Raw genomic sequence first — 25380 nt, 5'->3', positions numbered from 1 at the left:
CTCGGCACCAGCTCTATCGACAGGATCCACAGTACGGGCCCTGTCTCCATTACCGCACTGTTCGGAGCCGGATGCGCTCCTCCCCAAGGACGACTGCGCGGCTCCTCCCTCCGGCCCAGGGAGTAGACGGATCTCGGGGTGGACCCGCGTCCGTGCCGTCCCCGGCGGAGAGGAGGACGCACTCCGTTAGCCGATCGTTCCCGCCCGGGCTGGGGTCCATGCCCGCCACCCCGTACCCTTGGGTTTTGTGTTCCGTAGCCGTTCGAAGGACGAGAAGGCCCCCACCGAGAAGGTGACGGCGGACCTTTCCCCCCAGCAGCCCCGCGACCCCCAGGCCCCCAAGGGCCGCCCGACCCCGAAGCGGAGTGAGGCCCAGTCGCAGCGCCGCCGCGCGCAGTCCACGCCGCTCGACCGCAAGGAGGCCGCCAAGCGTCAGCGCGAGGCGCGCCGGGCCGATCTGGCCCGCCAGCGCGAGGCGCTGGCGAGCGGCGACGAGCGTTACCTGCCGGTCCGTGACAAGGGACCGGTCCGCCGATTCGTGCGCGACTTCGTCGACTCGCGCTTCGCGATCGCCGAGTTCTTCCTGCCGATGGCGGTCGTCATCCTGGTGCTGTCGCTGTTCGGCAACGCCAACCGGTCGCTGCAGAACATCTCGCTGCTGCTCTGGCTCGGCGTGATCATCCTGATCGTCATCGACTCGATCGGCATCTCGATCCGGCTGCGGAAGCAGCTGAACGAGCGCTTCCCGAACGAGCCGAAGCGCGGTGCCGTGGCGTACGGCCTGATGCGTACGCTCCAGATGCGGCGCCTGCGGCTTCCGAAACCGCAGGTCAAGCGCGGAGAGCGGCCCTGAGCGCCGACCGGTCGGCCCCGGAGCACGTCACCCCGGACGGGGGCGCGCCCGAGGGGGGCGGCCCCGTGCTGCCCGCCGGACACTGGCCGTCCGGCCACGGCGGGCTGCGCGACACCGTCCGGCAGGAGCTGGTCGCCCGCCAGGTCGACGAGCAGATAGCCGCCCGCTACCCGGTGGGGCAGCGGCTGCGGATTCTCGACGCCGGCATGGGGCCGGGCACGCAGGCGCTGCGGCTCGCCCGGGCCGGCCACACGGTGACCGGCCTGGAGGCCGATCCGGATCTGCTGAAGGCGGCGCGTGAGTCACTGGCGACGGAGCCGGCCGGGATCCGCGAGCGGGTCCGGCTGATCGAGGGGGACGGACGCGAGACCGGCGTCCACTTCATGCCGGGGAGCTTCGACGTGGTCCTGTGCCACGGGGTGCTCATGTACGCCGACGAGCCGGACGCGCTGCTCGCCGGGCTGGCCCGGATGCTGGCGCCCGGGGGTCTGCTCTCCCTGGTCGTACGGAACGCCGACGCCCTGGCCATGCGGCCGGGGCTGGCCGGCGACTGGCCGGGCGCGCTCGCCGGCTTCGAGTCGGACGTCTACACGAACGACGACGGCGTGAAGGTGCGGGCGGACCGGCTGGAGGCGCTGACGGCGACGCTCGCCGGGATCGCGGCGCCGCTGCACGCCTGGTACGGGGTGCGGGTCTTCACCGACGGCATCCCGCCCGAGCGGGGCCTGCCGGCGGCGGACGATCTGGACCGGCTGCTGACCGCCGAGGACCGGGCCGGAAGAACGGATCCCTACCGGCGGGTTGCCGGACTGCTGCACCTGTGCGGCGTCCGCGGCTGATCACCGCGCGGGCGGCGGCGGCCGGTCTCCCGGCCCGTAGCCTTGCCCCCGCCCGCCCGTTCCACACCTGATCGGATGCGCCCACCGAGCCGGGCAGACTCCGGAATCGGATACTCCGGACATGGACGCATCCGCTGCACGACGCCTTCTGCCCCCGCTCGCCGCCGGGGTGTGCGCCGCCGCGCTGCTCGGCGGCTGTTCCCCCGCCGGCTCCGGTACGGCCGCCCCGGAGCGCTCCACGCAGGCGGCGGCGCCGGTCGCCGCCCGTGACCTGGAGGACGACTACCGGCAGGTGATCCGGGACGTGCTGCCCTCGGTCGTGCAGATCGACGCGACGAACGGTCTCGGTTCCGGGGTCGTCTACGACGGCAAGGGACACATCGTCACCAACGCGCACGTGGTGGGCCGGGAGCGGAGCTTCAAGGTGACCGCGGCGACCGGCGGGCAGCCGGTGACGGCGCGGCTCGTCTCCGCGTACCCCGAGCAGGATCTCGCGGTGATCAAGCTGGACTCGGTGCCGCAGGGGCTCAAGCCGGCCCGGTTCGGTGACTCCGCGAAGGTCGACATGGGGCAGATCGTGCTCGCGATGGGGTCGCCGCTCGGTCTGTCCGGCAGCGTCACGCAGGGCATCGTCTCGGCGACCGGCCGGACGGTCAGCGAGGGGCGCGCGGGCGGCGGCACGGGCGCGACCATCGGGAACATGGTGCAGACCTCGGCCGCGATCAACCCCGGCAACAGCGGGGGCGCCCTGGTGAACCTGCGGAGCGAGGTCATCGGCATCCCGACGCTCGCGGCGAGCGACCCCCAGATGGGCGGGGGTGCGGCGCCCGGCATCGGCTTCGCGATCCCGGCGTCCATGGTGCGGACGATCGCGGACCAGATCATCCGCGACGGCAAGGTGACCGACTCGGGCCGCGCGGCCCTGAACATCTCCGGGCGGACGGTCCTCAGCGACGACTACGACCCGGCGGGCGTGGCCGTCGTCGAGGCGCCCGCGGACGGCGCGGCGGGCGCGGCGGGCCTGCGCCCCGGCGATGTCATCACCCGGATCGGTGACGACGAGATCACCACCATCACCTCCCTCGCCGAGGCCCTCGCCTCGCGGCGGCCGGGCGAGAAGGTGACGGTGACGTACGTGCGGGGCGCGCAGACGCGCCGCGCGGAGGTCACGCTCGGCGAGATGTGACCGGCCGGTACGGGAGCGGGGCCGCCGCCCCCGTACCGGCCGCCGGGCTTCTCAGCCCTCCGCGTCCAGCGGCATCGGGCCGTAGATCTTCGTGCCGTCCTCGGAGAGCGTCACCTGATCGGCGCCGCCCGCGAGGAGGTCGCGCCAGTGCTCCCCGATCCAGCTCTCGGCGTCGCCCTGGGTGGTGAACTCCTCAGGGGTCACCACCGGCTGGACCTCCGTGCCGTCGGACTTCTCGAACCGCCACGTCCATGCCATGTCCGCCTCCTGGTGCTCGCCGGATGATCGGTTTCCTGCCCGCAGAGTAGCCGGGCGCGCACGCCTCGCGGTGGCGCGGGAGGATCTGAGCGTGGAACTGACTCTGCTCGGCACCGGCGCCCCCCTGGGGCTGCCCCGCCCCGACTGCCCCTGCGCCGTGTGCGCGCTCTCCCGAGGGTCCCGTGCGCGGGCCGCGACCGCGCTGCTCGTCGACGGGGCCCTGCTCCTGGACCTCACCCCCGGCGCCGCCCTCGCGGCGGCCAGGTCGGGGCACTCGCTCGTGGGGGTGCGCCAGGTGCTGCTGTCCCATCCGCACGACGGTCCCGCGGTGGAGCTGCCCGCCGGGCTGCCCGCCGCCGGGCGCGTACCGGACGGCCGGGAGCTGACGCTGATCAGCGGGCACCGGGTGCGGGCGGTGCCGATGGACTCCCCCGGGACGGGGTACGAGGTGACCTCGGCCGACGGGGAGCGGCTGCTCTACCTGCCGCCCGGCGGGGCGCCCGCGGGGCTGGCCGACGACCACCGGGGGCCGTACGACGTGGTGATCGCCGACGTCACCGGGCGGCCGGACGGGCTGGCGCGGCTGCGGGCGGCCGGCGGCGTGGGGCCGGCGACGGTGGTGATCGCGGCGCACCTGGACCACGACGCGCCGACCGGGGCCGAGCTGGACCGGCGGCTGGCGGCGGCGGGCGCGCGGGCGGTGCCGGACGGCACGACGCTGTACGCGGGCGAGTACCACGAGGTGCCGGAGGTGCCGCGGCGGACGCTGGTGACCGGTGGCGCCCGGTCGGGGAAGTCGGTGGAGGCCGAGCGGCGGCTGGAGTCGTTCCCCGAGGTGCTGTACGTGGCGACCGGCGGCACCCGGGAGGGCGATCCGGAGTGGGCGGAGCGGGTGAGCCTGCACCGGGAGCGGCGGCCGGGCTCCTGGCGTACCGCCGAGACCTGCGACCTCGTGCCGCTGCTCGCCGAGGACGGTCCGGCCCTGCTCGTCGACTGTCTGTCGCTGTGGCTGACGGACGCCATGGACCGGGTGGGCGCGTGGGACGACGAGCGGTGGGCGGACGGCGGGCAGGCGGCGCTGCGGGAGCGGACGGCGGAGCTGGTGGCGGCGGTGCGGGCCACCCGCCGTACGGTCGTGGCGGTGACGAACGAGGTCGGTTCGGGGGTGGTGCCGGGGACGGCGGCGGGGCGCCGGTTCCGGGACGAGCTGGGGCGGCTGAACGCGGCCTTCGCGGACGAGTGCGAGCAGGTGGTGTGGGTGGCCGCGGGTCAGCCGCTGGTGCTGCGCGGGTAGGGTGCGGTCGACCGACACGTACGGACGATGACCCTCGCTGATGTCACAAGGCGGAACCGTGAACCTGGACGACTTCTCCGATCTGATCGCGCGCGCCGACGGCGGGACACGGCGGGACGCCGAGGAGCGCCGTGAGCGGCTGGTCGTGCCGCCGGGTGCCCTCGGGCGCCTGGACGAGCTGGGCGAGTGGCTGTCGGCGGCGCAGGGCGAGGTGAAGGTCCGGCCGGTCGAGCACCCGAAGGCGGTGCTGTTCGCGGGCGACCACGGGGTGGCCGCGCTCGGGGTGTCGGGCCGGGCGGCGGGTACGGCGCACGAGCTGGTGCGGGCGGTCCTGGAGGGCGCGAGCCCGGTGGCCGTGCTCGCCCGGTCGATGGGCGTGCCGGTACGGGTCGTGGACGCGGGCCTGGACTGCGATCCGGAGCTGCTGCCGGCGGAGGTGACCCGGCACCGGGTGCGGCGCGGCAGCGGCCGGATCGACATCGAGAACGCGCTGACGGCCGAGGAGGCCGAGGCGGCGGTCCGGCTCGGCATGGCGATCGCCGACGAGGAGGCCGACTCGGGCACCGATCTGGTGGTCCTGGGCGATCTCAGCGTGGGCGGCACCACGCCGGCGTCGACCCTGATCGCCGCCCTGTGCGGCACGGACGCCTCGGTGGTGACCGGGCGCGGCGGGGCCGGGATCGACGACCTGGCGTGGATGCGCAAGTGCGCGGCGGTCCGGGACGCGCTGCGGCGGGCCCGGCCGGTCCTGGGCGACCAGCTGGAGCTGCTGGCGGCGGTCGGCGGCGCGGACCTCGCGGCGACGACCGGTTTCCTGCTCCAGGCCTCGGTCCGGCGGCTGCCGGTGATCCTGGACGGTGTGGTGGGGGCGGCCTGCGGGCTGGTGGCGCAGCGGGCGGCGTTCCGGGCGCCGGACTGGTGGCTGGCGGGCCAGGTGAGCGGCGAGCCTGCGCAGGCGAAGGCGCTGGACCGGATGGCGCTCAACCCTCTGCTGGACCACGGCGTCCATGTGGGTGAGGGAACCGGGGCACTGCTCGCGCTTCCCCTCGTCCGCGCCGCGGCGGCGTTCGCCGCGGAGCTGCCCGAGCGTCCGGACCCGACCACCCCGGACGCGGCGGGCGACGGCAGCGGCGCCTGACGGGGAGGACCTGCGGAACGACCGGCTCCGGGGACGGCTCCCGTGACGCGGCCGGGCAGGTGGGGACCCACCGTGCCCGCGACGCGCGCGGGGCCGTTTCCGGAGCCGCTTCATGACCAGCGATGCCCCATATGATCGCTTTTCATGGGAGAGGTCCGTTTGTCCGCCGAAGGAACACCCCGGGGCACCACCACCCGTTCACGGCGCGCCGCCGCGTTCGCCGTCTGGTACCTGCGCGCCGTCACGTTCGTCAACTTCCTGAGCGCCGTGTGGGTCTCGTTCGGACAGGACCTGCGCCGGCACAACGAGGACGACTTCTTCACCCCGTACCTGCTCACCGCCGGATTCGCCTCGGGGGTCTTCACCCTCTTCCTGGCGGTCACCATGCGCCGCAGGAAGCGTGCCGCCTGGATCCTCAACCTGGTGCTCGGCGGCCTGTTCCTGCTGCTGTTCGCGCTCGTCATGCTCTTCCCCGAGGTGCGGGGGCACGCCCAGAACTGGATCTCGCTGGTCCTCACCGCCGCCTTCGTCCTCGCGCTGCTGCTGGGGCGAAGGGAGTTCTACGCGAAGGGCGACCGTTCCAATCCGGTCCTGGCCGCCTGCGTGGCGGCCGGCGGCCTGCTCGTCACCTCGCTCCTCGCCGCCGGCCTCGTCACCCTCACCAACACCGCCCCCGGCTCCCCGTCCTTCCCCGAGCGCTGGCGGTACGGGCTGATGCGGCTGGTCACCCTGGCGGACGACTCCCGCTTCCCGGACATCGCCACACCGGGCTGGGTGGACGTCACGATCAACGTCCTGTCCACCCTGCTGCTCTTCGCCGTCCTCTTCGCCGCCTTCCGCTCGCGGCGGGCCGTGGACCCGCTGACCCCCGCGGACGAGGAGCGGCTGCGGGCCCTGCTGGACCGGCACGGGGACCGCGACTCGCTCGGCTACTTCGCGCTGCGCCGGGAGAAGAGCGTCGTCTGGTCGCCGAGCGGGAAGGCCGCCGTCACCTACCGCGTGCTCGGCGGGGTCTCGCTCGCCTCGGGCGATCCGATCGGCGACCCGGAGGCCTGGCCGGGCGCGATCGAGCCGTGGCTGGCCGAGGCGCGCGAACACGGCTGGATCCCGGCCGTGATGGGCGCGGGCGAGGAGGCCGGGACGGTCTACGCCCGGCACGGTCTGGACGCCCTGGAGCTGGGCGACGAGGCGATCGTCGACACCGGCGAGTTCACCCTGGACGGCCGGGCCATGCGCACGGTCCGGCAGGCGTACAACCGGGTGAAGCGGGCCGGGTACGAGGTCCGCATCCGCCGCCACGAGGACATCCCGCCCGGGGAGATGGCGGCGCTGCTGCGCAAGGCCGACGAGTGGCGGGACGGGGCCACCGAGCGCGGCTTCTCCATGGCGCTCGGGCGGCTCGGCGACCCGGGCGACGGCCGCTGCGTGATGCTGGAGTGCGCGGACGCGGCCGGTGAACTGCGCGCGCTGCTCTCCTTCGTGCCGTGGGGGCCGAAGGGCCTGTCGCTGGACCTGATGCGCCGCGACCGGGACTCGGAGAACGGCCTCGTGGAGTTCATGGTGATCGAACTCCTGCGGCGCGCCGACGAGATCGGGATCACTCAGGTCTCGCTGAACTTCGCCATGTTCCGCTCCGTCTTCGAACGTGGCTCGAAGCTCGGGGCGGGGCCGGTGCTGCGCCTGTGGCGTTCACTGCTCGGCTTCTTCTCCCGCTGGTGGCAGATCGAGTCGCTGTACCGCGCCAACGCCAAGTACCGGCCGATCTGGGAGCCACGGTTCATGCTGTTCGAGAAGAGTGCCGACCTGCCGCGGATCGGCCTGGCCGCCGCCCGCGCCGAGGGTTTCCTCGAAGCCCCGGGCCTGTGGGGCGCCGTGCGCGGGAGGCTGCGCGGCGGGCATCTGGAGAGCGGGCGTTGAGCCCGGCTGTCCGGGCGTTCGCCCGGCGCGAGTGGGGCTCGCTGTACGGGACGGTGCGGGCCGCTCTCGTCGCCCGGGGGTGGCGGGCCGTCCCGCTGACCCTGACCGCGGTCTGTCTGACCTCGCTGTTCCAGGTGGTGCAGAACCAGGACTGGGGCTACCGGCCGGTGCAGGAGATCGGTTCCGTGCGGGCCGAGGACCCCTGGTGGCTCGCGCTGCTGCGGACCCCGCTCTCCCTCTTCGTACCGGCGCTCGACCTGCCCGTGTGGGGCGCGCTCGTGCAGATCCTGCTGGTGTTCGGGATCGCCGAGATCTGCCTGGGGCGCCGGCGGACGCTCGGCGTCGCCCTGCTCGCGACCCTCGGCGGCACCCTGTACGCGCGCCTGGGCATCGCGCTCGGACCCGGCACCCCGCTCGGCCTGCCCGCCTCGGACGCGCTGGTCGTCGACACCGGGCCGTCGGCGGCGGTGGTCGGCCTCGCCGTGTACGTCTGCCACCGCCACGGGGCCTTCTGGACCGGGGCGGCCGTGGTGCTCGCGATGGTGATCGAGGCCGTCGTCAAGCCGAACCTGGCCGGCAAGGAGCACCTCGCGGCCATCGCCGCCGTCCTCGCCCTCATGGCCGCCGAGGCGTGGCGGAGGCGGTCGCGGACGGGCGGTCAGGAGGAGGGGCCCCGGCCCGGGACGCGTTCCTGGAAGCCGCCGATCAGGTCCTGAACCCGCCGCCGCACCCTGGTCCAGCGCCGGTCGTGCCGGTAGGTACGGACGCGGGAGCGGGCCCGGGCACGGTGGCGTCGGCGGTAGAAGTGGCGGGACCACCAGGAGCCGGGGCGGGCGAGGCGGACCGCGCCGACGATCGCGACCAGGGGTACCAGGATCCCGAGGACCGCCATCCGGAGCTTCCCCTTGACCAGGGTGATCAGGACCAGGAGGAAGTTCAGGACCAGGGTGAGGACGAAGCCCACCCGGTCCTGCCGTTCCTCGGCGGTCATGTCGTCCACGCCCAGCGGGGAGAAGCCGGCGAGGACCAGCAGGGCCAGGGAGGCGGTGAGGACGACCGCCTCGACGCTCTTGCGGCCCGCGTCCGTCCAGTACACGTCGTCCAGGTGGAGGATGAGCGCGAACTCGTCCAGGACGAGCCCCGCCCCGACCCCGAAGACGACGGCGAGGACGGCGGCGCCCACGCCGTGGCGGCCACTGGCGACCGCGCCGAATCCGCCGAGGACGGTGAGGACCACGCCGGGCACGACGTGATGGATGTGGAGGCCTCCGGAGGAGACGTTCCGGAAGGGGCCCTTGCCCGCCCGGATGAGCCGGGTCACCGTCCGCGTGACCAGGAAGGTCGCGACGAACGAGGTCAGCGCGAGGAGCAGGGGGAGCTTCCCCGGCTCCAGGATGTTGCGGGAGAACCAGTGACCCATGCCACCCCGTTCCGATTCGCGCCGAATGCACCGTACGGGCAATCTATCCCCCCGGGGGCGGCGATTACCCTGCCCGGATGGACGGCCTGCGCTTCGCCTTCGGCACCCTCACCGTGCTCCCCGCCCGCATCACCCGCTGGGACCGGGACGCGGCGCGGGCGGGCATGCTCTGCGCGCCCCTCGCGGGACTGGTCGTCGGTCTCGCCGCCGCCGCGCCCGGCGGCCTGCTCCTGCTGCTCGGCTCGGGCCCCCTCCTCGCGGCCGTCGTCACCACCGCCGTCCCGGCCCTGCTGACCCGCGGCCTCCACCTGGACGGCCTCGCGGACACCGCCGACGGCCTCGGCAGCGCCAAGCCCGCCGAGGACGCGCTGCGCATCATGAAGCAGTCCGACATCGGCCCCTTCGGCGTCATCTCCCTGGTCCTCGTCCTGCTGGCCCAGGTCGCCGCCCTGTACGCGCTGTACCAGGAGGGCTGGGCGCACGGCGCGGCCGGCGCGGTCCTCGCCGCGACCGTCGCCCGGCTCGCCCTCACCCACGCCTCCCGCCACGGTGTCCCGGCCGCCCGGCCCGAGGGCCTCGGCGCGATCGTCGCCGCCACGGTCCCGGTCCGCTCCGCGACCGCCGCCACCGCCGCCGTCCTGGTGCTGTGCGCCCTCACCGGCGCGTTGTTCTCCCCGTACGACGCGGTCCGCGACGTCCTCGCCGCAGGAGCCGGCCTCGCCGCGGCGGCCCTCCTGCTGCGCCGCTGCGTCCGGCGCTTCGGCGGGGTGACGGGCGACGTCTTCGGCGCGCTGGAGGAGACGGCCGTGACCGTGACGCTGGTGGCGCTGACGCTGGGTTAGGCCGTGTCTTTTGGATCAGGCCGGATCAGGGAGCGGCGTCTGGCGCCGTGCGTCGCAAGGCGGAGGAGGGAGTCCATGCGGAGCATCGGCGACCGACGACAACGCTGGGGGCACCTCCCGTGCCCGAAGGGCCACGGGGGAGGGGCGCGGTGCCAGACGCCGCGAGCCCGGCAAGATCCGAAAGACACGGCCCAGGCCGGTCCGCTCAGCAGGGCTGGCGCCAGGCGTCCAGCTCGTACCGCTTCCGCATCGAACCGAGGCCCAGCTCGCGGGCCTCAGGGCAGAACTGTGAGGTCTTCAGCTCGTACTCGACGTGGAAGACCGGCTTGCCCGCCTTCACGAACGGGGTGAGCAGATCGCACTCCTCGTACTGGGCGCACTGTTCGTTGACCGCGAAGTCGAAGTCCGGGAGCAGCTCCGGGATCTGGTCCAGGTCGTTCTTGAGGCCGACGGCGAGGCCCCGGTCGTGGGCCAGGCGGGCGATCAGGCGGTTGTAGCGGAGCTGGTCGGCGGCGGTGAGGGGGAAGCCGGTGCGGTTGAGGTAGCCGTCCATGTTGTCGGGTTCGACGGCGTCGAAGCCCTTGTCGCGGCACATGTCGAGGCGGGCGGCCATGAGGGGTTCGAGGACGTCGGTTCGGCGGATGTCGAGCCAGCGCTCCCCCGGCCAGCCGTTGCCCTCGCCGAGGACGGAGCGGGGGAAGCGGCCGGCGTCGGGGCGGAAGTCCTCCCAGGCGCCGGTGGACAGGTAGCAGATGACCTTGCGGCCCCTGCGGTGCAGGTCGGTGACCGTGGCGGCCGGGTGTTCGAAGCCGTCGATGTCGTACACAGGGACGTCGACGGCGAGGTCGAGCCGGCCGCTGAGCTGCCATTGCCAGGCGAGGCCGGGTTTCGGCCGCCACCGCTCCCCCGGGCGCTTGGGGTCGGGGTCGGGGCCCGCCGTGCACGCGGCGAGGAGGAGCAGCAGGACCGCGAGCAGCGGAAGGGGACGTCTCATCGGGCGGGCTCCGGGAGGTGGGGCAGGGCGGCGCGCGCGGTCGCCACCTGGTCGAGGAAGGCGCCGTCCGCGACCTCGGCGAAGGCGGGGTCGGGTGCCGTGCCCGGGCCGCCGGCCGGATTGAGGACGACGCCGTACAGGGCGGGGGCGGCGGCGAGCAGGGCCGCCCAGGCGTCGGGGCGGTCGGCGGGGTGCTCGGAGAAGGGCACGAGGAGAGAGGGCGTCATGGTCCGTCTGCCGGGGTGCGGGGTCAGGGGCGGTGGGCGGTGGGCCGTACCAGCAGAGCACAGGTGAGGGCGGCCAGCACGGCGGCCGCTCCCCCGGTGGCGGCCGGGCCCGCGGCGGGCGCGGCCGTGGCCGCCGCGGCGGCGAGCAGGCACACGGCCGCGGCGCCCAGGACCGCGCCGAAGGCCTGGAGGAGCAGGCCGAGCCAGAGCACCGCGCCGATGAGGAGCAGGGTGGCGAGACGGGGGACGGGCGGCCAGGAGGCACCGGGCCACAGGGCGGTGACGGCGAGGGTGAGCGCGGTCAGGACGGTGAGGTAGGCGCCGAGGCAGAGGGCGAGCACGCCCGTCACGGCCCGGCGGAAGGCGCGGATGGTGCCGAGGGTGTGGAGCCGGTGGAGACTGCCGCCGCGGAAGCGGTGCAGCAGCCATTCGGCGGGCCCCATGGAGAGGGTGAGGGCGAGGACCGCCGCGGCGCCGCCGGCCGGCGGGTCGCCGAGGCCGGCGTGGAGGACGAGGAGGCCGCTGCCGAGCCCGAAGAGGCCGTACGGGAGGGAGGCGGCGAGCGGCGGTCCGCCGCGGCCCCGCGCTCCGCGCCGCGCGCCGGGCCGCAGGACGAGCGCGGCGAAGGTGAGGGCGGCGGTGAGCGAGCCGGTCAGGAGCGCGGCCCGCAGGGGGCCGGGCAGGTCCCAGCGGAGGGCGGGGACGGCGCCGGCGAGCGGCAGGAGGGCGTGGAGGAGGGCCCGTTCGCGGCCGAGGACCAGCAGGACGGTGGCGGCGGCGAGGTAGAGGGACTGTCCGGCGGCGAAGACGGCGGCGGGGGCCTCGCCGGGCGCGGCGGCCGCGAGGGCGACGGCCGTTCCGGCGAGGGCGCCGGCGGGGGCGCCGGTGAGCAGGGCGCGGGCGGCGGCGGGCCGGTCGCCGAGGCCGAGCCAGGTGTACGCGCGGTGGGCGAGGGCCTGGTTCCACATCCAGCCGGTGAGGGCGCCCGCGAGCAGCGGGACGGTGCCGGCGGGGAGGCCGTACCGGCCGGGTTCCCCGGCGAGCAGGGGTGCGGCGAGGACGTGGGCGAGCCCGGGGAGGGTGAAGACGAGGCCGCGCAGGAGGCAGCCGGCGAGCCCGGTGTGCCAGGGGGGCGCGGGCGGGGCCTGGGGTTCGGGGTGGCGGCGCTCGACGCGTGCGTACAGGTCCTCGGCGAGGGCGAAGGAGTCGGCGCGGCCGTAGGTGAGCCGGATGTGGTCGTCGGTCATGCCGTCGGACTCCAGGAGGGCGGCCACCTCGTCGGGGTGCACGGCGGCGGCGACGAACCCGTCGAGGCGCTCGGCGAGCTCGTCGAGCGGGTCGGGGGCGAGGCACGCGGCGCCCGCGGGGGCGCGCTCGCGCCGGGGGCGGGGGGCGGCCGGGAGGGTGCCGGGGCCGGCCGGGGTTCTCGGCCGGGGGAAACCGCTCATACCGGGGTGCCTCCCGCGAGGAGGGCCGCGCGGGTGCGGCGGGGGGCGGGGACGCTCGGGCTCGGGAGTAGGGGCGCGGGCACGGTGGCGGCCGGCTCGGGGCGGGCGGCGGCGAGTTCGCGGTAGATGCGGCGGAAGCCGTCGACCGAGCGGTTCAGGGTGAAGCGGTCGATGACGCGCTGCCGGGCGCGGCGGCCGAGTTCGGCGCGGCGGGCGCCGTCGCGCAGGAGCGCGGTGACGGCGGCGGCCATGACGGCCGGCTCGCGGGGCGGGACGACGACGCCGGTGTCGCCGACGGCCTCGCGGACGCCGCCGACGTCGGTGGAGACGGTGGCCCGGCCGCAGGACATGGCCTCGATGAGGGAGAAGGGGAAGCCCTCGCTGATGGAGGAGAGCATGACGACGCTGCCGGCGGCGTAGGCGGAGGGGACGTCGGAGACCCGGCCCTCGAAGGAGACGCCGTCGCCGACGCCGAGTTCGGCGGCGAGCTTCTCCAGGCGGGTGCGGTAGTCCTCGTTGCCGGCGGGGACGGGGCCGAACAACCGCAGGCGCAGCGCGGGGAGTTCGGCGCGGCAGATGGCGTAGGCCCGGATGAGGGTCTCCAGGTCCTTGATGGGGTCGACGCGGCCGCACCAGCTGAGGGTGGGGATCTTGGGTTCGGGGCCGGCCTCGGGGAAGAGGGCGGGGTCGACGCCGTTGTGGACGGTGCGGATGCGGTCGGCGGGGGCTCCGCCGCGTTCCTCCCAGCGCCGGTTGTACTCGTTGCAGGGGGTGATGAGGTCGGCCTTGCGGTAGCCGAGGGTGTTGAGTTCGCGGTGGAAGCCGAGCATGAGGGCCTTGACGGGCCGGCGCTGGGTCTCCGTGCGGTGGCCGAGGTACCGCTCGCGGAGGTAGATGCCGTGTTCGGTGAGCAGGAAGGGCGCCCCTTCGAAGTGCTGCGCGGCGAGGGCGGGCAGTGTGGCGAGACCGCTGGAGACGGCGTGGGCCACGCTGCCGCCGGATATCCGGGCGGCGAGCGGGCGCAGGGCGTGTTCCAGCAGGTCGGTGGCGGTGAGCGCGTCGTGGACGGTGGGCCGGGCCGCGAGGGTCGGCAGGTGGGGCATGCTCCAGATCCACATGAGGGAGCGGAGGGCGGCTTCGGAGCGCAGGGCCGCGGTGAGGTGGCCCTGCCGGGCGAGGACGGCGAGCTCGTAGAGGCCGGTGCCGAAGTCGTAGCCCGCTCCGGGGTCGAGGAGGGCGAGGAGGAAGCGTTCGTACGTGTCGAGGAAGCGGCGGCGTGCGCGGGCCCGCGGGGTCCGGCGCGCGCGGCGGGGCGCGGCCGGTCCGCGCGGGTGGCCCCAGAGGGGGAACGCGGTGTGCCGGGTGACGTTGGGCGGCAGCTCCCAGGTGACGGGTTCACGGCCGTTGCCGGTGAGGGCGAGGATCTCGAAGGTGACCTCGGGCATGCCCCGGACGAGCTGGTCGCACCAGGTGCTGACGCCGCCGTGGACGTGCGGGTAGGTGCCTTCGGTGAGCATGGTGACGTGACGGCCACTGCTCGACATGTGGGTGTCCCCCCAGGACGTGCGGGTCAGGCGGTCGGGAGCGTGAGCGTGACGGAGGTGCGGAGCAGTTCCGGTGCGGTCCAGGCGGAGCGGCTGCCGGCGTAGGGCTCGCCGAAGGGGGCGGAGCCGAGGACGAGTTGCTTGCGGGTGCCCTCGGGGGCGGTGACGGGGACGGCGACGCCGGCGGGGGCCTGCACGGTGACGGTGGAGCCCACCCGGTAGGCGGTGACCTGGCCCGCGGCGAGGGCCCGGTCCCAGGCGGCGCGGCGGTTCAGCTCGGCGCCGACGTCCCGTTGACGCGGGTTCACCAGGGGCGTGTTGGCGGCGAAGAGGGCCCGGTGGTCGGCGAGGACCCGGTCCAGGACGGGGTAGAGGAGGCGCTCCTCGGCCAGGTTGGACTGGTGCGCGTAGTGCGGGCGCGGGTCGTTGGCGAGGACGTGGGAGAAGGCGGTGCGCGCTTCCCGGGGGGCGATGTGGGTGGCGTAGCCGGTGGCGGTGTCGAGGGGCGCCGGCAGGCAGGTGGAGGCCGGGTCGGTCTCGCAGACGCCGCTGCCGCCGTCGGCCCGGGAGGTGTAGATCCAGTTGTACTCGTCGGTCATCTCGGCGGCGGTGCCGACGTTGTAGTACACGTTCATGGGATGGCGGGGCACGGTGAGCGCGGCGCCGGCGGCCCGCTGGCCCGGTTCACGGGAGTTGTCGCTCGCGATCCACCGCACGCCGTTGTCGGCGAGGGCCCCGGCGAGGTGCGGGTTGTCGACGGGCTGCTGGGGCAGGGTGCGCAGGCCGGAGTGCTCGCCGGTGACCAGTTCGGAGCGGTCGACGGAGATGCCCTTGCCGGCGGCCCAGGTGAGGTTGTTCCTGATCTCGGCGGAGAGCTGGGAGCGGCCGACCCACAGGGTGTTGCCGGCGGCGTCCTCGGCGCACCGCCAGGGGACGACGCTGTTGTCCTGGACGCAGCCGAGGAAGGGGTGGGTGTAGGTGTGGTTGATCCACCGGTACTGGGCGCGGTCGGCGATCAGCCGGGCGGCGAGCGGGTCGGTGCCGCCGTGCGCGGTCTTCCACTGCTCGCCCTGGCCGCCGTTGTAGACCATGTCGAGGGTGAAGCCGGAAGCTTTCTGCCAGGCGGCGGCGTACGTGGCGTCGGCGGCGGTCATGCGGATGGGGTTGCCGGCCGTGCCGTCGCCGCCGGCGCAGTCCAGGTCGCCGGGGGTGCAGTTCCGGACGGGGTCCCAGCGGGCGTCGGGGGCGAGGACGTCGTCGACGTGGACCGAGAAGTAGTGGCGGCTGCGGCCGAGGTGGACGCCCTGGGTGAGCCAGTCGACGATGCCCCGGGCGAGGGCGCGGAACTGCCGCTGGTGCCGGTTGTGGGCGAAGGTGACGACGAGTTCGCGCCGCCCGTCGGCGGCGTACTCGCCGACGAGGCTGGCCCGGCCGCCGCCCTCGACGGGGAGGTCGAGATAGCTGGTGTAGCCGGGGCGGGGGCGTCCCGCGTAGCCGTAACTCTCGGAGACGGCCGGATCGTTGTCCTCGAAGACGAGCGGTCCCGCGAGGTGGCGGAAGGGGCCGGCCTTGCCGGCGGCGGTGACCGTGGTGGTCGCGCCGTCGAGGACGCCGGAGTAGCCGCCCTCGCTCGGGTACTCGAGGCCGACGCCGGGGTGGGACCAGGTGTAGGCGTCGACCTGCGGGATGCCGAAGGTCCGTTCGTACGCCTGGAGGGCCCGGTGCTCGGCGGAGTCGGGTCCGAAGGCGCTCTCGTGGGGCAGGACGACGCCCTGGTACTTGGCGCGGGGCCGGCCGGTGGCGGCGTCGGCCGGGTCGCTGAGGAAGGCGGCGTCGACGACCGGACGGTTCGGGTCGGCGAGGTCGACCCTGCGGTACGGGACGCCGGAGCCCTTCAGCTCGGCGAGGATCGCGTCCACGGCACCGCCGCCGTCGTCGACGACGAGGACGGTCAGGTCGACGCGGGGCGCGGGGGCCGCCGTCCGGGCGGGGTGTCCGGGCAGCGCCGGGTGGGCGGCCACGGCCTGCGGCACGCTGGTGGCGAGGAGCGCGGCGGCGGTGGCGAGCAGGACGGCGCGGGGCGCCGTTCTCGGTGCGGACGTGCGGATGCGGCCGGATTCCACGGCTGGTGTCCCCCTCGGTGGGCCCGCCCCGGGCAGGGGGAGGCCTGTGGCGATGACGCGGATGGCGCAAGGGCGGGCGGAGCGTCGCCCTTGCGTGACGAGGCGAGTGTGGCGGTGCCGCGGGGTCCGGGAAGGTAAACATCAAAGAGACACCACGGATGAGTGAATTGCGGCCGCCGTGAGCGAACCGGACGGGCGAGCGTAGGCTCGTTCCCGGCGCTCTCCGGGCCGAAATACGATGCGGCGGGCACGGTCGGCCCATCCCTCGACCGCCACAGAACTCAATGGAAGCGAGATTTCACCACCGTGACTGCTCTCACTCTCAGCACTGCCGGTGCGGCGACGCTCCGCGCCGACGCCCTCGTCGTCGGCGTCGCGAAGTCCGGTAAGACCCTGGTCGTCGCCCCGGGTGCCGAGGCCGTCGACAAGGCGTTCGACGGTCGGCTCGCCGCCGTCCTGGAGACCCTGGGCGCCACCGGTGCCGAGGGTGAGGCCACCAAGGTGCCCGCCCCCGCCGGTCTGAAGGCCCCGCTCGTCGTGGCCGTCGGCCTGGGCGCCGCTCCCGAGGACGGCGAGGCCTACGGCGCGGAGGCGCTGCGCCGTGCCGCCGGTACCGCCGCCCGTCTCCTGCACGGGACGAAGAAGGCCGCGTTCGCGCTTCCCGTCGCCGCCCCCGAGGACGCCGGGGCCGTCGCCGAGGGCGCGCTGCTCGGCGCCTACGCCTTCACCGCGTACCAGGCCGGGCAGGACGCCAAGGACGCGAGGAAGCCGCTGGCGGAGGTCGCCCTCCTCGGCGCCAAGCCGCGCGACAAGGCCTACAAGACCGCCGCCGAGCGCGCCCAGGCCGTGGCCGAGGAGACCAACCGCGCCCGTGACCTGATCAACATGCCGCCGAACGACCTGACCCCGGCCGCCTTCGCCGCCGCCGTGCAGACCGCCGGCAAGGAGCACGGCCTGAAGGTCCAGGTCCTCGACGAGCGGGCCCTGACCAAGGGCGGCTACGGCGGCATCCTGGGCGTCGGCGCCGGCTCGGAGAACCCGCCGCGCCTGGTCCGCGTCGCCTACACGCACGCGAAGGCGGAGAAGACCCTCGCCCTGGTCGGCAAGGGCATCACCTACGACTCGGGCGGCATCTCCCTGAAGCCGGCCGGCCACAACGAGACGATGAAGTGCGACATGAGCGGTGCCGCCGCCGTGTTCGCCGCCGTCGTCGCCGCGGCCCGCCTCGGCCTGGAGGTCAACGTCACCGGCTGGCTGGCGCTCGCCGAGAACATGCCGTCCGGCTCGGCCACCCGCCCCGGTGACGTCCTGCGCATGTACAGCGGCAAGACCGTCGAGGTCCTCAACACCGACGCCGAGGGCCGCCTGGTCCTCGCCGACGCGCTCACCAAGGCCTCCGAGGAGCACCCGGACGCGATCGTCGACGTGGCGACGCTGACCGGCGCGATGGTCCTGGCGCTGGGCAACCGCACCTTCGGCATCATGGCCAACGACGACGACTACCGCACGGCGATCCACGAGATCGCCGAGGAGGTCGGCGAGCAGTCCTGGCCGATGCCGCTCCCCGCGGACCTGCGCAAGGGCATGGACTCCCCCACCGCCGACATCGCCAACATGGGCGAGCGAATGGGCGGCGGTCTGGTCGCCGGTCTCTTCCTCCAGGAGTTCATCGGCGAGGGCATCACCTGGGCGCACCTGGACATCGCGGGCCCGGCCTTCCACGAGGGCGCCCCGTACGGCTACACCCCGAAGGGCGGCACCGGCTCCTCGGTGCGCACGCTGGTGCGGCTCGCCGAGCTGACCGCCGCCGGCGAGGTCTGAGCCTCCCCTTCCGCCAGGGGCCGGCCGGCCCCGCGGCCGGGCCCCGGGCTGTCCGCCCGGGGCCTTCGCCGTCGCCGGTCCGCGACGAAATCCGTAGGTTCGTACGCCTCCGCGGCCGTCCGTCCGGACGATCACCCGGTCTCATCCACCGGCCCCGCGTCCCGCCATCCGCCAACAAGTGCGAAGATGGGTTCTCGGCAGGACAGGGCCCCCACCACAGGGCCGAAAATAAGCGGCCGAACACCAGCCGCCGCCCGGTCACCGACGACCGGCGACGAGCGCACATGCATGGAGGACGTGACGTGGCGAACGACGCCAGCACCGTTTTCGACCTAGTGATCCTCGGCGGCGGTAGCGGCGGTTACGCCGCGGCGCTGCGCGGAGCGCAGCTGGGCCTGGACGTCGCACTGATCGAGAAGAACAAGCTCGGCGGCACCTGCCTGCACAACGGCTGCATCCCGACGAAGGCCCTGCTCCACGCCGGCGAGATCGCCGACCAGGCGCGCGAGGCGGAGCAGTTCGGTGTCAAGGCCTCCTTCGAGGGCATCGACATCAAGGCCGTGCACAAGTACAAGGACGACGTGATCTCGGGCCTCTACAAGGGTCTGCAGGGTCTCGTGGCCTCCCGCAAGGTGACCTACATCGAGGGCACCGGGCACCTGTCCTCCCCCACCTCCGTCGACGTGGACGGCCGTCGCGTCGAGGGACGTCACATCCTCCTCGCCACCGGTTCCGTGCCGAAGTCCCTGCCCGGCCTGGAGATCGACGGCAACCGGATCATCACCTCGGACCACGCGCTGACGCTGGACCGGGTGCCGGAGTCCGCGATCATCCTCGGCGGCGGTGTCATCGGCGTCGAGTTCGCCTCCGCGTGGAAGTCCTTCGGTACCGACGTGACGGTCATCGAGGGCATGAAGCACCTCGTCCCCGTCGAGGACGAGAACAGCTCGAAGCTTCTTGAGCGCGCCTTCCGCAAGCGCGGCATCAAGTTCAACCTCGGCACCTTCTTCCAGAGCGCCGAGTACACCGACAACGGCGTCAAGGTCACCCTCGCCGACGGCAAGACCTTCGAGGCCGAGGTGCTGCTCGTCGCCATCGGCCGCGGCCCGGTCTCGGCCGGTCTCGGTTACGAGGAGCAGGGCGTCGCCATGGACCGCGGCTACGTCCTGGTCGACGAGTACATGCGTACCAACGTGCCGACGATCTCGGCCGTGGGCGACCTCGTCCCGACCCTCCAGCTCGCGCACGTCGGCTTCGCCGAGGGCATCCTCGTCGCGGAGCGGCTCGCGGGCCTCAAGCCCGTTCCGATCGACTACGACGGCGTGCCGCGGGTGACGTACTGCCACCCCGAGGTCGCCTCCGTCGGCATCACCGAGGCCAAGGCCAAGGAGATCTACGGCGCGGACAAGGTCGTCGCCCTCAAGTACAACCTCGCGGGCAACGGCAAGAGCAAGATCCTGAAGACCGCGGGCGAGATCAAGCTCGTCCAGGTCAAGGACGGTGCCGTGGTCGGCGTCCACATGGTCGGTGACCGCATGGGCGAGCAGGTCGGCGAAGCGCAGCTGATCTACAACTGGGAGGCGCTGCCGGCCGAGGTCGCGCAGCTCATCCACGCCCACCCGACGCAGAACGAGGCGCTCGGCGAGGCCCACCTGGCCCTGGCCGGCAAGCCTCTGCACTCCCACGACTGACGCTCACGGCATCCACGGGCGCGACGACCAACTTCCGCAATTCGTTAGGAGCAACTGAAACCATGTCGGTTTCCGTAACCCTGCCGGCGCTCGGCGAGAGCGTCACCGAGGGCACCGTCACCCGCTGGCTCAAGGCCGAGGGTGAGCGTGTCGAGGCCGACGAGCCGCTGCTCGAGGTCTCGACCGACAAGGTCGACACCGAGATCCCCTCCCCCGCGTCGGGCGTCCTCGCCTCCATCAAGGTCGCCGAGGACGAGACCGTCGAGGTCGGCGCCGAGCTCGCCGTCATCGACGACGGCTCCGGTGCCCCGGCCGCCGCCGAGGCGCCCGCCGCCGAGGCCGCCCCGGCCCCCGCGCCCGAGGCCCCCGCCGCGGAGGCCCCGGCCGCCCCGGCGCCGCAGGCCACCCCGTCCACCGAGGTCCAGGAGCCGGCTCCGGCCCCGACGGCCGAGGCCGCCGCCGGCGGCGGTTCCGCCGAGGGCACCGACGTCGTCCTGCCCGCGCTCGGCGAGTCCGTCACCGAGGGCACCGTCACCCGCTGGCTGAAGTCGGTCGGCGAGAGCGTCGAGGCCGACGAGCCGCTGCTCGAGGTCTCCACGGACAAGGTCGACACCGAGATCCCGGCGCCGGCCTCCGGCGTCCTCCTGGAGATCGTCGTCGGCGAGGACGAGACCGCCGAGGTCGGCGCCAAGCTGGCCGTCATCGGTGCCGCGGGTGCCGCCCCGGCCGCCCAGGCCCCGGCCGCCGCCCCGGCTCCCCAGGCCGCCCCGGCTCCCGAGGCCGCTCCGGCCCCGGCGCCGCAGGCTCAGGCCCCCGCCGCCCCGGCGCCCGCGCCCGCCGCTCCGGCTCCGGCCGCGCAGGCGCCCGCCGCCCAGACCCCGGCGCCGGCCGCTCAGGCTCCGGCCCCGCAGGCCCCGGCCGCTCCGGCTCAGGCCCCGGCTCAGGCCCCGGCTCCGGCGGAGGACGGCGCGTACGTCACCCCGCTGGTCCGCAAGCTGGCCAACGAGAACGGTGTCGACCTGGCCCAGGTCAAGGGCTCCGGTGTCGGCGGCCGCATCCGCAAGCAGGACGTCCTCGCGGCCGCCGAGGCCAAGAAGGCCGCCCCGGCCCCCGCCGCGGCTCCGGCCGCCGCGAGCGCCGCGCCGAAGGCTCCCGCGCTGGAGGCCTCCCCGCTGCGCGGCCAGACCGTCAAGATGACCCGCATGCGCAAGGTCATCGGCGACAACATGATGAAGGCGCTGCACGGCCAGGCCCAGCTCACCACGGTGGTCGAGGTCGACATCACCAAGCTGATGCAGCTGCGCGCGCGGGCGAAGGACGCCTTCGCCGCCCGTGAGGGCGTCAAGCTCTCCCCGATGCCGTTCTTCGTGAAGGCGGCGGCCCAGGCGCTGAAGGCCCACCCGGTCATCAACGCCCGGATCAACGAGGACGAGGGCACGATCACCTACTTCGACACCGAGAACATCGGTATCGCGGTGGACTCCGAGAAGGGCCTGATGACCCCGGTCATCAAGGGTGCGGGCGACCTCAACATCGCCGGCATCTCCAAGGCCACGGCGGACCTGGCGGGCAAGGTGCGCGCCTCCAAGATCACGCCGGACGAGCTCTCGGGCGCGACCTTCACCATCAGCAACACCGGTTCGCGCGGTGCGCTGTTCGACACCGTCATCGTGCCGCCGAACCAGGTCGCCATCCTGGGCATCGGCGCCACCGTGAAGCGTCCGGCGGTCATCGAGACCCCCGAGGGCACCGTGATCGGCATCCGCGACATGACCTACCTGGCCCTGTCGTACGACCACCGTCTGGTGGACGGCGCCGACGCCGCCCGCTACCTGACGGCCGTCAAGGCGATCCTGGAGGCCGGCGAGTTCGAGGTCGACCTCGGTCTGTAAGGCACGGGGCCGAAAGGCAACGTAACAAGCCTCACCTGCGGTGTCCCCGTCCGGATGTGTTTCCGGGCGGGGACACCGCCGTATTGTCTAAGGGTCTAGAACTCCCGGAGGAGCCGCTTCATGACCGTCCCCGTCGTCCACTCGCTGCGCGAGCAGATCCGCGAGCACATCGTGGAGGGGATCGTCAGCGGCCGCTGGAAGCCGGGCGAGCGGATCGTGGAGCGCCGGATCGCCACGGAGCTGGAGGTCAGCCAGACGCCGGTACGGGAGGCGCTGCGCGAGCTGGAGTCGCTGCGGCTGATCGAATCGGCCCCCAACAAGGGTGTCCGGGTGCGGAACCTGACCGCGGCCGACCTGGAGGAGAGCTACCCGGTGCGGGCCGGCCTGGAGCAGATCGCCGCCGAACTCGCGGCGCCCCGCCTGTCGGCCGACTGCTCGGCGCTGGAGCCGCACGTGGAGGCCCTGTACCGGGCGGACGCCACCTCGGACGGGACCGCCCAGGTGCGGCACACGGTGGCCTTCCACCGGGAGCTGGTGAAGGCGGCCGGCAACAGCGTGCTGCTGCACACCTGGGAGGGGCTCGGGATCGAGGTGTTCACGGCCCTGTCGATCCGCTGGCTCGGGACGGTGCAGAAGTCGTACGCGGAGGAGCACCAGGAGCTGGTGGAGGCCTTCCGCCGGGGCGATCCGAACATCGGGAACCTGGTGAAGGCCCACGTCCTCGGCTGCGCCCCGCGCGCCTGACGCATCCGGTTCGGCACCCCTCGCCCCGTACGCCCGGCGGCGACGCCCCTCCCCCCGCGGCCTGGAAAACCGCCTGACGCTCCGGCCGTGAGTGGCCGAAAAGCGCCCCTCCCCCGGCCAGGAAACGTCCGTTTGCCGGGTGGACCTCGCTAATACCCCCGGAGCCCCGCCCTCGCGGGGCTCCGCTCATCCGTGCGTCACGGTCCTCATCCGACGCTCTCGGAACCCCTCCTCACCTGCGAAAACAAGGCACCGGGTGCCCCGATGCGCGGCACCCTGTGCCGACTTTCCCGTTCGACGGAACTTTCCTCGCTCCACCCTTTGATCGATCATCGATCGGCGGTTTACAGTCGTCGGCGGGCCGTACCCCGGCCTTCGCCCTGTCCTGCCAGACAAGGCCCCCCATCTCCACCCCCACCTGTCCGGAAGGCGGCGATCATGACCGATCCCGTAGGCAAGATTCCGAGCGAGCTCGACCAGCTCCCGGACCGTGACACCGAGGAGACCGCCGAGTGGGCGGCCTCCCTGGACGCCGTCACCAAGGCCGCCGGCCCGCACCGGGCCGCCTACCTGATGCGCCGCACGCTCCAGCACGCCGAGGGTGCGGGCCTGGCCCTCCCCAAGCTCCTGGAGACGGACTACGTCAACTCCATCCCCACCTCCGCCGAGCCGGTCATCGACGGCGACGAGGAGATGGAGCGGAAGATCACCGCCTGGAACCGCTGGAACGCGGCCGCGATGGTCACCCGCGGCTCCAAGTACGGCGTCGGCGGCCACATCGCCACCTTCGCCTCCGCGGCCTGGCTCTACGAGACCGGCTTCAACCACTTCTTCAAGGGCAAGGAGTCCGGGGACGCCGCCGGTTCCGGCGACCAGCTCTACATCCAGGGCCACGCCTCCCCCGGCATCTACGCCCGCGCCTTCCTCGACGGCCGGCTGAACGAGACCCACCTCGACAACTTCCGGCAGGAGTCCGGCGGCAACGGCCTGCCCTCCTACCCGCACCCGCGCCGCCTGCCCTGGCTGTGGGAGTTCCCGACCGTCTCCATGGGCCTCGGCCCGCTCTCCGCGATCTACCAGGCGCGCTTCAACCGCTACCTGACCAACCGCGGCATCAAGGACGTCTCCTCCTCGCACGTCTGGGCCTTCCTCGGCGACGGCGAGATGGACGAGCCCGAGTCGACGGCGGCCCTCGCGCTCGCCGCCCGCGAGGGTCTCGACAACCTGACCTTCGTCATCAACTGCAACCTGCAGCGCCTCGACGGCCCGGTCCGCGCCAACTTCAAGATCGTCCAGGAGCTGGAGGCCCAGTTCCGCGGCGCCGGCTGGAACGTCGTGAAGTCGCTGTGGGGCAACGCCTGGGACGAGCTGTTCGCGCTCGACACCACCGGCGCCCTCGTCCGCCGCCTCCGCGAGGTGCCGGACGCGCAGGTCCAGACGTACCAGACCCGCGACGCCGCCTACATCCGCGAGGACTTCTTCGGCAAGGACCCGGCGCTCGCCGAGATGGCGAAGCTGCTGAGCGACGACAAGATCCTCGAGTGCTTCCACCTCTCCCGCGGTGGCCACGAGCCGCGCAAGGTGTACGCCGCCTACAAGGCCGCCCTGGAGTTCAAGGGCGCACCGACGGTCATCCTCGCGCAGACCGTCAAGGGCTTCACCCTCGGTGAGGGCTTCGCGTCGAAGAACGCGAACCACCAGATGAAGAAGCTCTCCACGGACGAGTTCAAGAACATGCGCGACCTTCTCGAGCTGCCGATCTCCGACAGCCAGTTCGTCGACGGCGTGGTCCCCTACGGCCACCCCGGCGCCGACTCCCCCGAGGTCCGCTACCTCCAGGAGCGCCGCGCGGCCCTCGGCGGTCCCGCCCCGGCCCGCCGCGTGCACCCGCTCGCCCCGCTGCCGGCCCCGGCCGAGAAGGCCTTCACCGCCTTCGACAAGGGCTCCGGCTCCCAGTCGGTCGCGACCACCATGGCCTTCGTGCGCCTGATCAAGGACCTGGTCCGCGACAAGGAGACCGGCAAGCGCTGGGTGCCGATCGTCCCGGACGAGGCCCGCACCTTCGGCATGGAGTCGCTGTTCCCCTCGCTCGGCATCTACTCGCCGAAGGGCCAGACGTACGAGCCGGTCGACCGCGACCAGCTGATGTACTACAAGGAGGCCGTCAACGGCCAGATCCTGAACGAGGGCATCACCGAGGCCGGCTCCATGGCCGACTTCATCGCCGCTTCGACGTCGTACGCGACGCACGGCGAGGCGATGATCCCGTTCTACATCTTCTACTCGATGTTCGGCTGGCAGCGGACCGCCGACCAGATGTGGCAGCTCGGCGACCAGCTCGGCCGCGGCTTCCTCGTCGGCGCGACCGCCGGCCGCACCACCCTGACCGGTGAGGGCCTCCAGCACGCCGACGGCCACTCCCCCGTCATCGCGGCCACCAACCCGGCGGCGCTGACGTACGACCCGGCGTTCGCCTACGAGGTCGCGGCCATCGTCAAGGAGGGCCTGCGCCGCATGTACGGCGAGGCGGCCGAGGGCGAGGACCGGGACGTCTTCTACTACCTCACCGTCTACAACGAGCCGATGCCGCAGCCGGCCAAGCCGGCCGGTGTCGACGAGGGCATCATCAAGGGCCTGTACCGCTTCAACACGGCCGAGTCGGCCGGTCTGGAGCTGCCCGCCAACGCCTCGCGCATCCAGCTGCTCTCCTCCGGCACGGCCATCCACTGGGCCCTGCAGGCGCAGAAGCTGCTCGCCGAGGAGTGGGGCGTGGGCGCCGACGTGTGGTCCGCGACCTCCTGGACGGAGCTGCGGCGCGACGCGCTGGAGGCCGACGCGGCGCTGCTGCGCGGTGAGGAGCGGGTGCCGTACGTCCGCAAGGCCCTGGAGGGCGTCGAGTCCCCGGTCCTCGCGGTCTCCGACTACATGCGCCAGGTCCCGGACCAGATCGCGCAGTGGGTCGAGCAGGACTGGTCCTCGCTGGGCGCCGACGGCTTCGGCCTGTCGGACACCCGTGACGCGGCCCGCCGGCACTTCGGTGTCGACGCGCAGTCGATCGTCGTGGCGGCGCTGGCGCAGCTGGCGCGGCGCGGCGAGGTCGCGGCGACGGCCGTGAAGGAGGCGCGCGAGCGCTACGGCCTGTAAGGGCC

The 25380-nt window shown here is 73.7% G+C and carries 20 protein-coding genes; 13 read left to right on the top strand and 7 right to left on the bottom strand.

Features of this window, described 5'->3' with window-relative positions:
• The first annotated feature begins 247 nt into the window (after positions 1 to 247).
• From ACFY60_RS12840 to ACFY60_RS12830, 3 genes are all read left to right on the top strand, one after another.
• Positions 248 to 853, top strand: coding sequence for a DUF3043 domain-containing protein (locus tag ACFY60_RS12840; RefSeq protein WP_345285777.1), 606 nt, complete (start codon positions 248 to 250; stop codon positions 851 to 853).
• Between the two features lie 65 nt (positions 854 to 918).
• Positions 919 to 1692, top strand: coding sequence for a class I SAM-dependent methyltransferase (locus ACFY60_RS12835; protein ID WP_388611204.1), 774 nt, complete (start codon positions 919 to 921; stop codon positions 1690 to 1692).
• Between the two features lie 121 nt (positions 1693 to 1813).
• The gene (locus tag ACFY60_RS12830; protein WP_388611203.1) at positions 1814 to 2878 is read left to right on the top strand and encodes a S1C family serine protease; all 1065 of its coding nucleotides are present in this window, start codon (positions 1814 to 1816) and stop codon (positions 2876 to 2878) included.
• Positions 2879 to 2929: 51 nt separating this feature from the next.
• On the opposite strand, the gene ACFY60_RS12825 is transcribed toward ACFY60_RS12830, so the two are convergent.
• Positions 2930 to 3136, bottom strand: coding sequence for a hypothetical protein (locus tag ACFY60_RS12825; RefSeq protein WP_309051419.1), 207 nt, complete (start codon positions 3134 to 3136; stop codon positions 2930 to 2932).
• Positions 3137 to 3227: 91 nt separating this feature from the next.
• On the opposite strand from ACFY60_RS12825, the gene ACFY60_RS12820 reads away from it, so the two are divergent.
• The 4 genes from ACFY60_RS12820 to ACFY60_RS12805 all read left to right on the top strand — a co-directional run bounded on the left by ACFY60_RS12820 (position 3228) and on the right by ACFY60_RS12805 (position 8201).
• Positions 3228 to 4430, top strand: a complete 1203-nt coding sequence (locus ACFY60_RS12820) for a bifunctional adenosylcobinamide kinase/adenosylcobinamide-phosphate guanylyltransferase (RefSeq protein WP_388611201.1) — start codon at positions 3228 to 3230, stop codon at positions 4428 to 4430.
• Positions 4431 to 4488: 58 nt separating this feature from the next.
• The gene (gene cobT / locus ACFY60_RS12815) at positions 4489 to 5568 is read left to right on the top strand and encodes a nicotinate-nucleotide--dimethylbenzimidazole phosphoribosyltransferase (protein ID WP_388611199.1); all 1080 of its coding nucleotides are present in this window, start codon (positions 4489 to 4491) and stop codon (positions 5566 to 5568) included.
• 144 nt (positions 5569 to 5712) lie between these two features.
• Positions 5713 to 7485 (top strand): phosphatidylglycerol lysyltransferase domain-containing protein, encoded by a 1773-nt coding sequence (locus tag ACFY60_RS12810; protein ID WP_388611198.1) that lies wholly within the window; start codon positions 5713 to 5715, stop codon positions 7483 to 7485.
• Positions 7482 to 8201: a hypothetical protein gene (locus tag ACFY60_RS12805; RefSeq protein WP_388611196.1), complete on the top strand. Its 720-nt coding sequence runs from the start codon at positions 7482 to 7484 to the stop codon at positions 8199 to 8201. The genes ACFY60_RS12810 and ACFY60_RS12805 overlap by 4 nt, the downstream gene beginning before the upstream one ends.
• On the opposite strand, the gene ACFY60_RS12800 is transcribed toward ACFY60_RS12805, so the two are convergent.
• Positions 8144 to 8905: a hypothetical protein gene (locus ACFY60_RS12800; protein WP_388611194.1), complete on the bottom strand. Its 762-nt coding sequence runs from the start codon at positions 8903 to 8905 to the stop codon at positions 8144 to 8146. The genes ACFY60_RS12805 and ACFY60_RS12800 overlap by 58 nt on opposite strands.
• Before the next feature lie 77 nt (positions 8906 to 8982).
• On the opposite strand from ACFY60_RS12800, the gene ACFY60_RS12795 reads away from it, so the two are divergent.
• Entirely contained in the window at positions 8983 to 9747 is a 765-nt protein-coding gene (locus tag ACFY60_RS12795) for an adenosylcobinamide-GDP ribazoletransferase (protein ID WP_388611193.1), read from the top strand.
• Positions 9748 to 9952: 205 nt separating this feature from the next.
• Here the strand turns inward: ACFY60_RS12795 and ACFY60_RS12790 are convergent, their stop codons facing one another.
• The 5 genes from ACFY60_RS12790 to ACFY60_RS12770 are packed head-to-tail and all read right to left on the bottom strand — an operon-like array spanning position 9953 to position 16083.
• A complete protein-coding gene (locus ACFY60_RS12790) occupies positions 9953 to 10741 on the bottom strand; it encodes an endo alpha-1,4 polygalactosaminidase (protein WP_388611191.1) in 789 nt (262 codons plus the stop codon).
• Entirely contained in the window at positions 10738 to 10968 is a 231-nt protein-coding gene (locus ACFY60_RS12785) for a hypothetical protein (protein ID WP_388611760.1), read from the bottom strand. The genes ACFY60_RS12790 and ACFY60_RS12785 overlap by 4 nt, the downstream gene beginning before the upstream one ends.
• A gap of 23 nt (positions 10969 to 10991) precedes the next feature.
• The gene (locus tag ACFY60_RS12780; protein ID WP_388611189.1) at positions 10992 to 12416 is read right to left on the bottom strand and encodes a hypothetical protein; all 1425 of its coding nucleotides are present in this window, start codon (positions 12414 to 12416) and stop codon (positions 10992 to 10994) included.
• Positions 12413 to 13960: a GT4 family glycosyltransferase PelF gene (pelF, locus tag ACFY60_RS12775; protein WP_388611188.1), complete on the bottom strand. Its 1548-nt coding sequence runs from the start codon at positions 13958 to 13960 to the stop codon at positions 12413 to 12415. Before pelF ends, ACFY60_RS12780 begins: the two co-directional genes overlap by 4 nt.
• A gap of 26 nt (positions 13961 to 13986) precedes the next feature.
• Positions 13987 to 16083 (bottom strand): hypothetical protein, encoded by a 2097-nt coding sequence (locus ACFY60_RS12770; RefSeq protein WP_388611186.1) that lies wholly within the window; start codon positions 16081 to 16083, stop codon positions 13987 to 13989.
• Between the two features lie 306 nt (positions 16084 to 16389).
• Between ACFY60_RS12770 and ACFY60_RS12765 the strand changes: the two genes are divergently transcribed.
• From ACFY60_RS12765 to aceE, 5 genes are all read left to right on the top strand, one after another.
• Positions 16390 to 17904 (top strand): leucyl aminopeptidase, encoded by a 1515-nt coding sequence (locus tag ACFY60_RS12765; RefSeq protein ID WP_388611184.1) that lies wholly within the window; start codon positions 16390 to 16392, stop codon positions 17902 to 17904.
• A 302-nt stretch (positions 17905 to 18206) separates the two neighbouring features.
• Positions 18207 to 19595 carry a dihydrolipoyl dehydrogenase gene (gene lpdA, locus ACFY60_RS12760; protein ID WP_388611182.1) on the top strand — a complete coding sequence of 463 codons (1389 nt, stop codon included), beginning with the start codon at positions 18207 to 18209 and terminating at the stop codon, positions 19593 to 19595.
• Positions 19596 to 19657: 62 nt separating this feature from the next.
• Positions 19658 to 21487 carry a 2-oxoglutarate dehydrogenase, E2 component, dihydrolipoamide succinyltransferase gene (gene sucB, locus ACFY60_RS12755; RefSeq protein ID WP_388611180.1) on the top strand — a complete coding sequence of 610 codons (1830 nt, stop codon included), beginning with the start codon at positions 19658 to 19660 and terminating at the stop codon, positions 21485 to 21487.
• Positions 21488 to 21607: 120 nt separating this feature from the next.
• Complete coding sequence (locus ACFY60_RS12750) at positions 21608 to 22231, top strand: GntR family transcriptional regulator (RefSeq protein ID WP_345285809.1); 624 nt, start codon at positions 21608 to 21610, stop codon at positions 22229 to 22231.
• Positions 22232 to 22669: 438 nt separating this feature from the next.
• The gene (gene aceE, locus ACFY60_RS12745; RefSeq protein ID WP_388611178.1) at positions 22670 to 25375 is read left to right on the top strand and encodes a pyruvate dehydrogenase (acetyl-transferring), homodimeric type; all 2706 of its coding nucleotides are present in this window, start codon (positions 22670 to 22672) and stop codon (positions 25373 to 25375) included.
• Positions 25376 to 25380: the final 5 nt, after the last annotated feature.

The sequence above is a fragment of the Streptomyces sp. NPDC012827 genome, from assembly GCF_042900905.1.
In the GTDB taxonomy this organism is placed as follows: Bacteria; Actinomycetota; Actinomycetes; order Streptomycetales; family Streptomycetaceae; genus Streptomyces; species Streptomyces gulbargensis.
Note: the sequence above shows the minus strand (reverse complement) of the source record. Positions and strands in the feature narration are given on the sequence as shown.

What these genes read in the sequence shown, in the direction of transcription:
- pelF (WP_388611188.1), bottom strand. Translation starts at nt 13,960, where the DNA reads ATGTCGAGCAGTGGCCGTCACGTCACCATGCTCACCGAAGGCACCTAC.
- ACFY60_RS12800 (WP_388611194.1), bottom strand. Translation starts at nt 8,905, where the DNA reads ATGGGTCACTGGTTCTCCCGCAACATCCTGGAGCCGGGGAAGCTCCCC.
- ACFY60_RS12785 (WP_388611760.1), bottom strand. Translation starts at nt 10,968, where the DNA reads ATGACGCCCTCTCTCCTCGTGCCCTTCTCCGAGCACCCCGCCGACCGC.
- ACFY60_RS12750 (WP_345285809.1), top strand. Translation starts at nt 21,608, where the DNA reads ATGACCGTCCCCGTCGTCCACTCGCTGCGCGAGCAGATCCGCGAGCAC.
- ACFY60_RS12780 (WP_388611189.1), bottom strand. Translation starts at nt 12,416, where the DNA reads ATGAGCGGTTTCCCCCGGCCGAGAACCCCGGCCGGCCCCGGCACCCTC.
- ACFY60_RS12795 (WP_388611193.1), top strand. Translation starts at nt 8,983, where the DNA reads ATGGACGGCCTGCGCTTCGCCTTCGGCACCCTCACCGTGCTCCCCGCC.
- sucB (WP_388611180.1), top strand. Translation starts at nt 19,658, where the DNA reads ATGTCGGTTTCCGTAACCCTGCCGGCGCTCGGCGAGAGCGTCACCGAG.
- ACFY60_RS12790 (WP_388611191.1), bottom strand. Translation starts at nt 10,741, where the DNA reads ATGAGACGTCCCCTTCCGCTGCTCGCGGTCCTGCTGCTCCTCCTCGCC.
- aceE (WP_388611178.1), top strand. Translation starts at nt 22,670, where the DNA reads ATGACCGATCCCGTAGGCAAGATTCCGAGCGAGCTCGACCAGCTCCCG.
- ACFY60_RS12825 (WP_309051419.1), bottom strand. Translation starts at nt 3,136, where the DNA reads ATGGCATGGACGTGGCGGTTCGAGAAGTCCGACGGCACGGAGGTCCAG.
- ACFY60_RS12830 (WP_388611203.1), top strand. Translation starts at nt 1,814, where the DNA reads ATGGACGCATCCGCTGCACGACGCCTTCTGCCCCCGCTCGCCGCCGGG.
- ACFY60_RS12810 (WP_388611198.1), top strand. Translation starts at nt 5,713, where the DNA reads ATGGGAGAGGTCCGTTTGTCCGCCGAAGGAACACCCCGGGGCACCACC.